The following is a 13,353-nucleotide window of genomic DNA, read 5'->3' as shown; positions in this document are numbered from 1 at the left end:
AGAATTATTCTGCTCTTAGGATTTTCGCAGCTTCAACCATAGATTCTAAAGCAGCCTTAGTTTCAGGCCAAGCACGTGTTTTCAAACCACAATCAGGGTTAACCCAAAGTTGCTCTGCAGGGACTACTGCTTTTGCTTTGCGCAATAGGTCTACCATCTCGTCTTTGCTTGGTACACGTGGTGAGTGGATATCATATACACCAGGACCAATATCGTTCGGGTATTTGAAATCACCAGCGAAAGCATTCAATAATTTCATTTGTGAACGTGAAGTTTCGATCGTGATAACGTCAGCATCCATTGCTGCGATATCTTCGATCACGTTGTTGAACTCAGAATAACACATGTGTGTGTGGATCTGCGTATCATCTTCTACATTGGATGAAGAAACACGGAATGCACGTACAGCCCAGTTCAGGTAATCTTTTTGATCTGCTTTGCGCAATGGCAATCCCTCACGGATAGCTGGCTCATCGATCTGAATGATTTTGATACCTGCTTTTTCCAACGCTTGTACTTCATCCAAGATCGCTAATGCAATTTGGTAAGTCGTTGTTGAACGCGGTTGGTCGTTACGTACGAAAGACCATTGTAAGATTGTTACAGGGCCAGTCAACATCCCTTTAACCGGACGGTTAGTCAATGATTGAGCGTATGAAGACCAACGTACCGTCATATCGTTTGGACGGTATACATCACCATAAATAATCGGAGGTTTTACACAGCGTGAACCGTAGGATTGTACCCAACCATTTTGTGTGAATGCATATCCGGCCAATTGCTCACCGAAGTATTCAACCATGTCGTTACGTTCGAATTCGCCGTGAACCAATACGTCGATATCCAATTGCTCTTGAAGACGGATTGTGTTTTCAGTCTCTTCGGCAATCGCTTTATCATACTCTTCCTGTGTGATCGCTCCTTTTTTCAAATCAGCTCTCCATTTACGCACATCTTTTGTTTGTGGGAAAGAACCGATTGTTGTCGTAGGGAATGCTGGCAAGTTGAATTTCGCTTGTTGTGCCGCTTTACGGTCAGCAAAAACAGATGTACGTTTCGCATCATCATCAGTAATGTTGCTTGTACGCTCTTTTACCTCTGGCTTGTGGATCAATGGAGAAGTACGGCGGCTTTCAGCTGCTGCTTTGTTTGCTTCATAACGTTTTGCTGTTTCGGCATCAACTTCACCTTCTGCTAAAACTGCTAGGTCTTTTACCTCTGCTAATTTTTGTTTAGCGAACGCTAACCAGTTTTTCACTTCAGCAGGCAATGATTGCTCATTGTGCTCATTGTCCAAGTCAAAAGGAACGTGCAATAAAGAAGAAGAAGGAGCGATCCAAACGCGGTCTTTGCCTAATGCATCAACTGCCTGTTTGATTTTAACCAACGACTTTTCGTAATCGTTTTTCCAGATGTTACGGCCTTCAACAATACCTAAAGATAATGTCAATGAAGCCGGAACTTTAGCTAAAACGGTATCCAGTTGATTTTCTCCACGTACAAGATCCAGGTGTAATGCATGGATCGGTAAGTTAATAGCGATATCTTCGTTGTCTTTTAAAGCTTCGAAGTAAGTTGTCGCGATCAATTTGATGTTTTTGGCAGCAGCAGCCAATTTCTCAAACGTAGGTTGGTATAATGCTTTTACTTTTGCGTCTAGATCCAAAGCTAGGAAAGGCTCGTCGATCTGAACATATTGTGCGCCAGCTTCTGCCAACTTAGACAAGATCTGCTCATATACAGGAACCAATTTGTCCAATAGGTCAATACGGTCGAAACCAGCTTCTTTTTCTTTACCGATCAAAAGGTAAGTGATTGGGCCAAGTAATACTGGTTTTGTCTCAATACCCAATGATTTTGCTTCGTTGTATTCGTTTAAGAATTTCTCGGAAGTCAATTTGAATTCTTGATCTTTTGTGAATTCTGGAACCATATAGTGGTAGTTGGTGTCCAACCACTTGGTCATTTCCATTGCAGTTACGTCAATTCCCTCTTGTTGGAAACCGCGCGCCATCGCAAAATATAAGTCTAAGCTGTAGTTGTTGTCTACTTTATTCAATAAAGAATGGTAACGGGCAGGAATTGCACCAACAGTAAGGGTCAAATCCAATACCTGATCGTAAAAAGAGAAGTCGTTGGAAGGGATCAAATCTATTCCAGCATCTTTTTGTGTTTTCCAATTGCCTTCACGAATTTTTTTTGCTGTGTCCAATAATTCCTCAACAGAAGATTTTTTAGCCCAATAGGCCTCATTGGCTTTTTTCAATTCGCGGAACGCGCCCACACGAGGGTAACCTAAATTGTTAGTCAATAACATAATAATGTTTTTAATATTTCTTTTTCAACTATATTTCTTGCTAGAGAGAAGGACACACTAGAATTCGGTGACTTCGGCTTATCATTCCCATGTCAAGTAGGGTAGAATTTAGCACCTTGTCAAGGGACAGGTTGCTAAGGCTTCATCGGGTCTATTCCCTCTGCCTTTCTCTATAAGCGACGCTAAGTTAGCACATTTCTTTTTGATATGCAAATTTTTTATAAAAGTGCATCTATTTTTTGTATTATGCTAAGGATAGAAATGTTTTATTTCTTTCTTTTCATTGGAAAGGAGGGTGGAATAGACCCTAGGCATCCCGCCCTCCATGCCTTTAGCTCACCAGGAGTTTGTAACCTTTTCCGTGGACATTGACGATTTCAACCTTGCTGTCTTCTCTTAGGTATTTACGAAGTTTGCTGAGAAATACATCCATACTTCTTCCGGTGAAATAGTTGTCATCATGCCATATTTTTAACAAAGCTTCTTCACGGGTCAATACATCATTCTTTTTTAAACAAAGCAGGCGAAGTAGTTCGGCTTCTTTGGTCGAAAGCTTTTGTGTCTGACCTTTATAGGAAATCTGCTGACTTGTATAATCGAAGAAGTAATCTCCAATTTCAAACTTATCTGCGACTACTTCATCCTCTTTGTCCCTGACACTGCGTTTCAGTAAGGCATTGATCCGAAGAAGTAACTCCTCAACACGGAAGGGTTTTGTGATATAATCATCTCCACCTAATTCAAATGCTTCTGTCTTGTCCTCCATCATGCCTTTTGCAGTGGCGAAGATGATCGGTACGGTGCTATTTGTTTTTCTGATCTCACGGCCCACGGTAAATCCGTCTTTTTTGGGCATCATGACATCGAAAATGCATAAATCATAATCATTTTTTTTGAACTGGGAGACAGCTTCGTCTCCATCGGTACAGAGTGTAACGTCAAATTTTCCCTTTAATTCGAGATAGTCCTTTAAAAGATCCCCCAAATTGGGATCATCCTCTGCTAATAATATCTTTTGCATAATGAATCTATTAATTTTCACTAATGTTCCCTGAATATACAAAAAAGGAACGTGTTATTTTTTTAAGGGTAAAATTACTTCAAAGGTTGTGCCCTTATCTTTTTCACTTTTTACGGTGATTCTTCCATTGAGTCTTCTCAAAATATCCTGTACATAACTTAAGCCCAAGCCAAAGCCTTTGACATTGTGAACATTTCCGGTGGGAATACGGTAAAATTGATCAAATATCTTTTGCAAGTGATCCCGGCTCATCCCGATTCCATTGTCGGCAATGGTGATCACAATATTGTCACCAACATTTTTAGAACTGATATTTACATGTAGATCTCCTTTGCTGTACTTAATTGCATTGTCCATTAAGTTGTAGAAAACATTGGAAAAATGCAGTTCATCTCCGACAACGATGTCCTTCGTTGCAGCGAGATCGACACTGAATTTTCCGCCAATGTTCTGCATCCGGAGCTGCATGCTGTCTGTGACAGCGGCAACAAGATCATTGATATGAACATCTTCGCGGTCAAGTTTCAATGTTTCTTTTTCAAGTTTTGCTAAATCTAAAACCCGCTCAATATGGTTTCCGAGGCGAACATTCTCATCGTATATGATGTTGGCCAACTTCTGTACGCGTTTATGGTCGGCATTGATATCAGGATCTTTGAGCGACTCACTGGCGATCATAATCGTGGCCACAGGAGTTTTAAACTCATGGGTCATATTATTGATGAAGTCAGTTTTCATCTCAGAGACCTTCTTTTGCCTGAAGATAATAATAAGCGTATATGCAAAACACCCGACCAATAGGAACAGCAGAGCGAGCATAGGCAACAGCAGATAGCTCATGTTGTCTGCTATGATCGCTTTTTTATTAGGGAAGTAAATGGTCAGTTTTCCCGGTGCGGCCCCAATGTCGCCTTTAAAAAGAGCGGTAGAATACTTTGTGTTATTTTTAGAGCTGTTTAATTCTGCTTCATTTAGAATATTATTTAGCAAAATATTGCTTGTGCTCCATATTTCTATGTTAAATGGTACTTTGATCTCACGTTGGGCCAACTCTTCCTTCAGGAGTTCCTGAACAATAATAATGTTCAACCGGTCTTTAAGTGGTCTTTTAGCGAGCTCCATTCCGATGGCAACATCCTCGATGTAGTCTGCCTTTTTCCCGCCAAGCATAGCCACGGAGTCGTAGACGTTGAAACCCTGACCTGCATTTTTTTTCGATAACTTATTTAATTTGATTTCGAGCTCAAAGATCTTTTGTGATAATTTTGGATCTGATCTTGGAGGGAGTACAAATAGATCTCTTCCTACCAGCCTTTTTAAATCGTCAAAATGGACGACAAGAAACCTTGTGCTGTCGTCTTTAGCTTCAATCCGTGGAATCGGTTTGATCGCATTGACCTCAATTTGCTCTTCATAATAGAGCGGAGTAGAAGTCGGTTTTTTTACAATAGAAATTTCTACGAGATCTTGATATTGTGGTCTTCTTACGTAAGTCTCATAGAACCAATTATCAATATAGATAATATTAGGGTAAAGTCTGTTTAGACGGTCTTCTTGGTTTTTAAATTTTTGATAAACCCGATTTAATTTGCCTCTTAGATCTTCAATCTGGGTCTGGAGCTGAAGCTGCTCCGTTAGCAGCTGCTGTTTGGCCTGTTCCTGTTTGGATTTTTCGATATTACGTTCCTGTTGTACCTTTGCGAAATCCACGACCTCACGGCGTTCGAGTTTTCCCGCTACAGCCGTAAGCGCCGCATTGACCGATTCATCAAAAAGTTGTGATTTTTGACGATAGGAATCTCGTAGAAAATAGAATTGCATAGCCAAAACCCCAATTAGCGCCAAAGACATTAGTCCGATGATTAATACAATACTATTTTTCTTCATGAAATTATGTTTTGTAAATATATGTTCCCACTCGCATCATGAACCTTTTAAATCCTGTGATTCTGAGCCATTCCTACATCCCATCTTCTACTTTACCTGAATTGTTACAAATATAAAGATGCTAGTTCGTTTTGGAGTTGTTTTAACAATGTTTAACAGCAATTGCTTTAGATCTTGGCAATCTTGTTGTAAATTAGGGGTTAAAATAGATTATGTTATGAAAACTTATGTATTATCATTGGCATTATCTTTTACAGTGGGGATTGCCGTTGGCCAGGTTAAGTTGAAGGAGCATCGTCCTCTACTCCAGGATAAACCATCCAAGATGCCCGTCCTTGGGTTAGATACGACATCAGCCAAGTATAAAATGCCTGTCCAGAAATTCAAGAAACTCGATAGTCTAGCGCCAATGCCGGGAACGGAAAAGTCTTCTAAACGAAGGAAATCAGTACAGGATACATCGCGGTTTAAGTTGTTGGAAGATAGCTTGAAAGTGAAGGATTTCAAATTGAAGATTGATTCTCTTTATCCAAAGAAATAAAATTTTTACTGCTTCCTTATACATCAATAGCGATGCAGGAGACTAAAGAGATCCTTTCTGTTGAATGCAAATAAACACAGCGAGTGTGTTGATGGTTTGGCAAAAAAATAGGGATCGTTAAAGGACTGATCGTATCTCAGAAAAAAAGAAAGGCATTCGCGTGAAGTGAATGCCTTTCTTTTTAATGGTCCTGTTTCTTACAGCTGAGAAACACGGATTGTATTTGTTTTACCCTTTTCAATTAGCGGAGTGGATGCCGTATTGATAATAATCGATCCCGGTTTAACGTAATTGTTTTTGACGATAAATTTATTGACATCATGGATAGAGCCATCTGTACTCTCAAATTTGTCGTAGATAAATGTTTTTACACCCCAAAGCAAACTCAATTGTTTCAATAGTTTCTGTGTGCCTGTGAATACCAAGATATCTACATTCGGTCTATAGCTCGTAATTTCAAATGCAGTTGCACCAGAAGAAGTCAAGACAGCAATTGCAGAAGCATTTGTTTTTTGAGCGAGGTAAACTGAGGAAGCACAAATTGCATCTGGAATAAGCGTTCCGTCGTGGATTTCACTAACTTTCTCATTATAATAAGGATAAGAAGTTTGTTCCACGTGGATGATAATCTTACTCATTGTTTCGATTACGATCTCTGGAAACTCACCGACAGAAGTCTCGCCGCTCAGCATCACTGCATCTGCGCCATCCAATACCGAATTGGCAACATCGTTTACTTCCGCACGCGTAGGACGAGGTGTCGTTATCATGCTCTCTAGCATTTGCGTGGCAATAATTACAGGTTTTGAAAGATCTCTACATTTTTGAACGATGATCTTCTGAAGTCCTGGGACCTCTTCCATTGGAAGTTCAACACCCAAGTCACCCCGAGCCACCATGACAGCGTCTGTTGCCTCGATGATTGCATCGATGTTTTCGATTGCTTCCGGCTTCTCTATTTTCGCGATTACACGGGCATGGCTTCCTTTTTCGGCGATGATTTTTTTACATTGTGCAATATCCTCTGCCGAACGAACAAATGACATTGCAATCCAATCAGCACCGTGTTCTAAAGCGAAGTTCAAGTTGTCCAAATCCTCTTCAGTCAATGAAGGAATAGATACTTTGGTGTTTGGTAAGTTTACACCTTTGCGTGAAGTAAGGATACCCCCATGCACCACTTCACATGTAACAGTGTCTTTATGGTTGGTCTCTAAAACACGAAGTTGAAGTTTTCCGTCATCAAGTAATATGATTTCGTTAGCTTCAACATCGTTTGGAAAGTTTTCGTATGTAATGTAGATTCTGTTTTCATCTCCGACCAGTTCATGCGTGGTAATTTCAACTTTCGAACCATTTACGAGAACAGCACCACCTTCTTTCATTTTACCGATCCGAATCTTTGGACCTTGTAAGTCAGCTAAGATGGCAACATTGAATCCGGTTTCATTATTTATTGCATTTATAGTTTCGATTACCTTAAGGTGATCGGCTTGGCTGCCATGAGAGAAATTCAACCGACACACATCAACCCCTTTGGCAATCATGTTGGTCAAAACTTGTTTGTCTGCCGAAGCAGGGCCTAATGTTGCGACAATTTTAGTCCTTTTTTGAACTTTTTCCATCTGTTATTTTGTATTTTTAATGTTCTTCATTTATAACAACAAACAGCAATCTGTATTGTTGTCTTTTGTCAAAACTAAATCGAATTAATTTAGATTTACAGTTAGGTGTATTTGCTACACTAACCTACAGTCTGCTAAAATATGAGATTTTCTTTAGATTTCAATATTTTTGGTGATATTTCTTTTGCAATGACCACTTCGGGTAATTTGCTGATCCTTTTGATTATATGTTCAATATCCTCTTCACAGATGTAATTTTTGATGATGACAAAGAAATCAAAATGGGGGTTTTCGGGGATTAAAAAGGTTCCCTCAATACTTTTGTTGTTAATAAGAAAATATTCAGTATCCGAATCTGGACTAAGGTAATGAAAAGCGGTGAAGTGATAGCTTATTTTTTTCTTAGCGTCAAAGATGATATGATATTCAAGTTCTTCTTCTGATTTATTCTTCGGACGGCCATCATGATCATATTTACTTTCTTTGCCTCTGGAAAAATTCAGGTTTGTCACTTTGTTGATAAAGTGGCAGAGACGATAATCTTTCAGGGGGCAGGTGATGGCGAGTAGGGTGAAATCCAACTCTTCATCCATGTCCATATCTAACCTTGCTACTAACTTATTGACCACTTTGTTCCTAAAATATATGTTCTTCTCCTAACGAAGGTACTAATAATTTTGAGCGGGGAATATACTTTTTATGTAAAATTTGAGTTAATTAGCTGAGCGTTTGGAATACAAAATAATTTTTGTTATACTTGAACTAAGTTAATATAGAGTGGGTTAGCTAGTATAAGACGCGAATAAGTTCTGTCGCCTAACATGGTGACTTTCATCTAAATATCAATTTAGGTTTGAATTTTGATGAAATTTATTTTTCTTTGCACAGATTTATTAAACAATTAAACTATAAAATCATGTCAGATATCGCTTCAAGAGTAAAAGCAATTATCGTTGAAAAATTAGGTGTAGACGAAAACGAAGTAACACCAGAAGCTTCATTCACTAATGATTTAGGTGCTGATTCACTTGACACTGTTGAGTTGATCATGGAGTTTGAAAAAGAATTCAACGTTGCTATTCCTGATGACCAAGCAGAGACTATTGGTACTGTTGGTCAAGCAATCGCTTATTTAGAAAAAAACGTTAACTAACTAATTTAATTAGGCTAATCGTAATAAATGGAGCTTAAAAGAGTAGTAGTAACAGGATTAGGCGCCCTTACACCAATTGGTAATACCGTTCCAGCTTACTGGGAGGCGTTAATAAATGGTGTAAGCGGAGCTGCTCCTATTACGCATTTTGATGCGTCAAAATTCAAAACTCAGTTTGCGTGTGAGGTAAAGGGGTTTGATCCACATGATTTTATGGATCGTAAAGAAGCTCGTAAAGTCGATCCTTTTGTACAGTATGCAATTGCGTCTACTGATGAGGCAATTAAAGATGCTGGCTTAGATTTTGAAAAATTAGATACAAATCGTATCGGAGTGATCTGGGGCTCAGGAATTGGGGGGCTGACAACTTTTACAGAAGAAGTTGCCAACTTTGCAAAGGGAGATGGAACACCACGTTTCAATCCTTTCTTTATTCCTAAGATGCTCGTCGATATCGCTCCAGGACATATTTCAATGCGTCATGGCCTTCGTGGTCCTAACTTTTCAGCAGTATCGGCCTGTGCCTCTGCTACCAATGCAATGATTGATGCTTTCAACTATATTCGTATGGGAAAAGCAGATGTGATTGTTACGGGTGGATCTGAAGCGACGGTCAATGAAGCTGGAATTGGCGGGTTCAACGCTATGCATGCTTTGTCAACAAGAAATGATGATCCCAAAACAGCTTCCCGTCCTTTTGATAAAGATAGAGATGGTTTTGTTTCGGGTGAAGGTTCGGGTGCTTTGATCTTAGAAAGCTTAGAACATGCTTTAGCACGTGGTGCAAAAATCTATGCAGAGGTTGCAGGTGGTGGAATGAGTGCCGATGCGCACCATATCACAGCTTCGCATCCAGAAGGATTGGGCGCTAAACTGGCAATGACAATGGCTGTCAATGATGCAGGTCTGAATTTTTCAGATATTGATTATATCAATGTCCATGGAACATCTACACCGGTCGGCGATATCAGTGAAACGAAAGCTATTGTTGACCTGTTTGGTGAACACGCCTATAAATTGAATATCAGTTCAACGAAATCAATGACTGGACACCTTTTGGGTGCTGCGGGCGCTATCGAAACGATCGCTTCTATTTTAGCTGTGCAAAATGATATTGTCCCTCCGACAATCAATCACTTCACAGATGATCCAGAAATTGATAATAAACTGAATTTTACATTCAACAAAGCACAAAAACGTACAGTGAATGCGGCGTTGAGTAATACATTTGGATTCGGTGGCCATAATGCTACCGTGATTGTAAAAAAGTATAAAGCTTAATGTTTGATCCTTCAAACATGGTTTGGTAATATGAGCTAGCGACAGGTTCTTTAATTAGAACTTGTCGCCTTATTTTTAGATGAGATGCCTTTTTCAAGGATATACAAGTTATATATTTCGCCGGATCGGGAATATGTTAAAAAACTAAAAAACCTATTGGGTTTTATTCCCGGAAATGTGCATTTGTACAAGATGGCATTTAGACATAAGTCTGTTGCAGTAACAATCAAAGAAGGGGCTAAGAACAGTAACGAACGTCTAGAATTTCTGGGCGATGCTGTTTTAGGTTCAGTCGTTGCCGAATTGTTATTCAAGAAATATCCTTATAAAGACGAAGGTTTCCTGACTGAAATGCGTTCCAAAATCGTGAGCCGGGCAAATTTGAACCAGCTTTCCAGAAAATTAGGCTTTAATGAAATGATACAGTTCGATGCCCGGATGATCAGCTTTCCCAATAAGCAGGGCTCTTTATTGGGGGATGCATTTGAGGCGCTGATCGGTGCAGTGTATCTGGACAAAGGTTATGTCTTTACAAAAAGTTTTCTCCTGAACCGTATTATTAAACCACATGTCGATATCCAATTACTGGAGCAGACTGAGACTAATTTCAAAAGTCGATTGATCGAATGGTGTCAGCATACGGGTAAAGAAATCCTATTTCAACAAACGGATAATCCTGAGGGAGAATCTTCGAAAATGTTCAGTATCGAAGCTGTTGTAGATGGGGTTGTATGTGGTTTGGGACGTGATTTTAATAAAAAATCAGCGGAAAAATTAGCTGCAGAGAAAGCCTGCGAATTCCTCAAGATTCTGGAAGTAGAATAAAGGATTTTTATTCTTTAATTTATTTAGTCCCCGCTAAATATTAACTTTGCCGGATATGGCAACAGTAAAACCTTCCTTGGCGAAAGGAACCCGTGATTTTTCGCCTTCCGAAATGATCAAACGTAATTATATTTTTGACACATTGAAAGCTGTGTTTAAAAAATATGGTTACAATGAAATACAGACGCCTTCATTTGAGAATTTAACGACCTTAACAGGTAAATATGGTGATGAAGGTGATAAATTGATCTTTAAGATCCTTAATTCCGGAGATTATCTGGCAAAAGCCCCAGATGATCTACTTCATGATAAAAATTCAAATAAACTCATTCCACATATTAGTGAAAAAGCATTGCGATATGATCTAACGGTGCCTTTTGCACGTTACGTGGTGATGCACCAAAACGATATTTCCCTACCGTTTAAGCGTTTTCAGGTACAGCCTGTCTGGCGCGCAGACCGCCCGCAAAGAGGTCGTTACCGTGAATTTTACCAATGCGATGTTGACGTGGTAGGTTCAGAAAGCCTATTAAACGAAGCAGAGTTTGTTCTGATTTATCAAGAGGCTTTCGAGCGTTTTGGGCTGAAAGATTTTAATATCAAAATCAACAACCGGAAGATCCTCTCCGGCATTGCCGAAATTATCGGAAAGCCAGAACTTATTGTGGATATGACTGTAGCCATTGATAAATTGGATAAAATCGGATTAGACGGTGTCAATAAAGAATTGTTGGAAAGAGGTTTTACCGAAGCTGATCTGGACGTATTGAAACCAATTATCTTATTGGAGGGGTCAAATGAAGAAAAGCTGGCATCGTTAAAATCTATCTTGGCGGACTCTTCGGTCGGTTTAAAAGGTATTGCTGAAATAGAGGAAGTCTTCGATTATATTACCAAGTTGAGCGGCGACACGGACCTGTTGACCCGTATTCTTGATCTGGATATTACGTTGGCACGCGGTCTCAATTATTATACAGGCTGTATTTTTGAAGTGAAGACAAATGAAGTCGCAATGGGAAGTATCGGTGGCGGAGGACGCTACGATGACCTCACGGGGATGTTCGGATTGAAGGATCTGACAGGGGTGGGAGTCTCATTCGGTGCTGATCGTATATACGACGTTTTGGAAGAGCTAAATTTATTCCCGGCAAATAAAGCGGATTCTACCAAGCTATTGATCATCAATTTTGATAAACAACTTGAAGGCTATACACTTGCTTTGCTCAATAAACTGCGTAAGGAAAATATCGCCTCAGAACTGTATGCTGCTCCGGTGAAGTTGAAAAAGCAGATGGGATACGCAGATGGAAAGGGAATACCTTATGTCTTATTGGTTGGAGAGGAAGAGGTTTCCTCAGGTCAACTGTCCCTTAAAGATATGGAAAGTGGGGAGCAGGTGAAGGTTACCGAAAGTGAGCTTATCCAAAAACTTCGTTAGCAAACAATTTCTATAAAATAGATTAAGCCAAATGATTATTAGGTCGTTTGGCTTTTTTATTTTCATAAGTTTTTGATTTATTTGATTGTGCCTTTCATTTATTTGCTGAAAAATGCTATATACTTTAAATCAAATGTCTTAGAAGTGTCTTAAAGTGTAAATAAAATTGATTTTTGACCAAGGAAATTCATCCAAAATTATTAGATTTGTAGTCTAGAATTGTAAGAAAATCAAAACTTTGAAATGAGTTCAACACCTATAACAAAAGAGACATATTTGGAGTGGTATAAGTCGATGTTACTTATGCGTAAGTTTGAAGAAAAAGCAGGTCAACTTTACGGACAGCAAAAGATTCGTGGTTTCTGTCACTTGTACATAGGACAAGAGGCTGTAGTCGCTGGAACGATGTCGGTTATCAAACCTGAAGATTCTTTAATTACTGCTTATCGTGATCACGCCCACGCTTTGGCTAAAGGCGTTTCTGCAAATGCTTGTATGGCAGAATTGTATGGAAAGATCACTGGTTGTTCAAAAGGTAAAGGAGGCTCTATGCACTTCTTTTCTAAAGAGCATAAATTCATGGGTGGCCATGGTATTGTAGGTGGTCAGATTCCTTTAGGTGCTGGTATCGCTTTTGCTGAGAAATATCTTGGTACAGATAATGTAAACATCTGTTATATGGGCGATGGAGCTGTACGTCAAGGTGCATTCAACGAAACGTTGAACATGGCGATGTTATGGAAACTTCCAGTGATCTTCGTGTGTGAAAACAACGGTTATGCAATGGGTACTTCTGTACAACGTACAACGAACATGCAGGATATTTACAAAATGGGATTAGGTTTTGATATGCCTTCTGCTCCGGTAGATGGAATGGATGTAGTCGCTGTACACAATGCAATGGATGAAGCTGTTCAACGTGCGCGTGCTGGTGAAGGTCCTACATTCTTGGAAATCCGTACATACCGTTATAAAGGACACTCCATGTCTGACCCCGCGAAATATCGTACAAAAGAAGAATTAGAAGCTTATAAAGACCGTGATCCATTGTTGTCTACGAAACACGCTATTTTGGAAAACAACTATGCAGACGAAGCTTGGTTTGCTGAGGTTGAAGCTGACGTGAAAAAAGTAGTTGATGAGTCCGTAAAATTTGCAGAGGAATCTCCTTATCCAACTGCAGATGAATTGTACAAAGATGTTTACGTACAACAAGACTATCCATTTATTTTAGATTAATACTCTTTAACTTGATAATATAATAC

At 39.4% G+C, this 13,353-nt stretch carries 11 protein-coding genes and 1 riboswitch; of the genes, 6 read left to right on the top strand and 5 right to left on the bottom strand.

Translation table 11 applies throughout. The annotated features are described in order from the left end of the window. Positions 1–4: 4 nt before the first annotated feature. From metE to BWD42_RS19875, 3 genes are all read right to left on the bottom strand, one after another. Positions 5–2,317, bottom strand: a complete 2,313-nt coding sequence (metE, locus tag BWD42_RS19885; protein ID WP_077438153.1) for a 5-methyltetrahydropteroyltriglutamate--homocysteine S-methyltransferase — start codon at positions 2,315–2,317, stop codon at positions 5–7. Positions 2,318–2,392: 75 nt separating this feature from the next. Beyond that, positions 2,393–2,496: riboswitch (SAM riboswitch) on the bottom strand. Positions 2,497–2,648: 152 nt separating this feature from the next. Further along, on the bottom strand, positions 2,649–3,338 hold the full coding sequence (locus BWD42_RS19880; protein WP_077438152.1) for a response regulator transcription factor: 690 nt from the start codon (positions 3,336–3,338) through the stop codon (positions 2,649–2,651). 54 nt (positions 3,339–3,392) lie between these two features. Beyond that, positions 3,393–5,225 carry a sensor histidine kinase gene (locus tag BWD42_RS19875; RefSeq protein ID WP_077438151.1) on the bottom strand — a complete coding sequence of 611 codons (1,833 nt, stop codon included), beginning with the start codon at positions 5,223–5,225 and terminating at the stop codon, positions 3,393–3,395. A gap of 217 nt (positions 5,226–5,442) precedes the next feature. Here BWD42_RS19875 and BWD42_RS19870 point away from each other — a divergent pair, with 217 nt between their 5' ends. After that, positions 5,443–5,766, top strand: a complete 324-nt coding sequence (locus BWD42_RS19870; RefSeq protein WP_139351223.1) for a hypothetical protein — start codon at positions 5,443–5,445, stop codon at positions 5,764–5,766. A 197-nt stretch (positions 5,767–5,963) separates the two neighbouring features. On the opposite strand, the gene pyk is transcribed toward BWD42_RS19870, so the two are convergent. Both pyk and BWD42_RS19860 read right to left on the bottom strand, forming a co-directional pair. Continuing rightward, positions 5,964–7,391 carry a pyruvate kinase gene (gene pyk / locus BWD42_RS19865; RefSeq protein ID WP_077438149.1) on the bottom strand — a complete coding sequence of 476 codons (1,428 nt, stop codon included), beginning with the start codon at positions 7,389–7,391 and terminating at the stop codon, positions 5,964–5,966. A gap of 134 nt (positions 7,392–7,525) precedes the next feature. Continuing rightward, positions 7,526–8,020: an IPExxxVDY family protein gene (locus BWD42_RS19860; protein WP_254846284.1), complete on the bottom strand. Its 495-nt coding sequence runs from the start codon at positions 8,018–8,020 to the stop codon at positions 7,526–7,528. Between the two features lie 287 nt (positions 8,021–8,307). Between BWD42_RS19860 and BWD42_RS19855 the strand changes: the two genes are divergently transcribed. The 5 genes from BWD42_RS19855 (at position 8,308) to pdhA (ending at position 13,327) form a co-directional block, all read left to right on the top strand. Next, positions 8,308–8,544, top strand: a complete 237-nt coding sequence (locus tag BWD42_RS19855; protein ID WP_028070665.1) for an acyl carrier protein — start codon at positions 8,308–8,310, stop codon at positions 8,542–8,544. Positions 8,545–8,571: 27 nt separating this feature from the next. Beyond that, on the top strand, positions 8,572–9,825 hold the full coding sequence (fabF, locus tag BWD42_RS19850) for a beta-ketoacyl-ACP synthase II (RefSeq protein WP_077438147.1): 1,254 nt from the start codon (positions 8,572–8,574) through the stop codon (positions 9,823–9,825). Positions 9,826–9,909: 84 nt separating this feature from the next. Further along, a complete protein-coding gene (gene rnc / locus BWD42_RS19845) occupies positions 9,910–10,650 on the top strand; it encodes a ribonuclease III (protein ID WP_077438146.1) in 741 nt (246 codons plus the stop codon). A gap of 55 nt (positions 10,651–10,705) precedes the next feature. Next, positions 10,706–12,088 carry a histidine--tRNA ligase gene (gene hisS / locus BWD42_RS19840; RefSeq protein ID WP_077438145.1) on the top strand — a complete coding sequence of 461 codons (1,383 nt, stop codon included), beginning with the start codon at positions 10,706–10,708 and terminating at the stop codon, positions 12,086–12,088. Between the two features lie 243 nt (positions 12,089–12,331). After that, positions 12,332–13,327 (top strand): pyruvate dehydrogenase (acetyl-transferring) E1 component subunit alpha, encoded by a 996-nt coding sequence (gene pdhA, locus BWD42_RS19835; RefSeq protein ID WP_077438144.1) that lies wholly within the window; start codon positions 12,332–12,334, stop codon positions 13,325–13,327. Positions 13,328–13,353 lie beyond the last annotated feature (26 nt).

This window comes from Sphingobacterium sp. CZ-UAM, assembly GCF_002000245.1.
GTDB lineage: Bacteria > Bacteroidota > Bacteroidia > Sphingobacteriales > Sphingobacteriaceae > Sphingobacterium.
This window is presented reverse-complemented; position numbering and strand designations above follow the sequence as displayed.

Coding starts and splice junctions, on each gene's coding strand:
- hisS (WP_077438145.1), top strand. CDS start 10,706: ATGGCAACAGTAAAACCTTCCTTGGCGAAAGGAACCCGTGATTTTTCG.
- fabF (WP_077438147.1), top strand. CDS start 8,572: ATGGAGCTTAAAAGAGTAGTAGTAACAGGATTAGGCGCCCTTACACCA.
- rnc (WP_077438146.1), top strand. CDS start 9,910: ATGCCTTTTTCAAGGATATACAAGTTATATATTTCGCCGGATCGGGAA.
- pyk (WP_077438149.1), bottom strand. CDS start 7,391: ATGGAAAAAGTTCAAAAAAGGACTAAAATTGTCGCAACATTAGGCCCT.
- BWD42_RS19855 (WP_028070665.1), top strand. CDS start 8,308: ATGTCAGATATCGCTTCAAGAGTAAAAGCAATTATCGTTGAAAAATTA.
- pdhA (WP_077438144.1), top strand. CDS start 12,332: ATGAGTTCAACACCTATAACAAAAGAGACATATTTGGAGTGGTATAAG.
- BWD42_RS19870 (WP_139351223.1), top strand. CDS start 5,443: ATGAAAACTTATGTATTATCATTGGCATTATCTTTTACAGTGGGGATT.
- BWD42_RS19875 (WP_077438151.1), bottom strand. CDS start 5,225: ATGAAGAAAAATAGTATTGTATTAATCATCGGACTAATGTCTTTGGCG.
- metE (WP_077438153.1), bottom strand. CDS start 2,317: ATGTTATTGACTAACAATTTAGGTTACCCTCGTGTGGGCGCGTTCCGC.
- BWD42_RS19880 (WP_077438152.1), bottom strand. CDS start 3,338: ATGCAAAAGATATTATTAGCAGAGGATGATCCCAATTTGGGGGATCTT.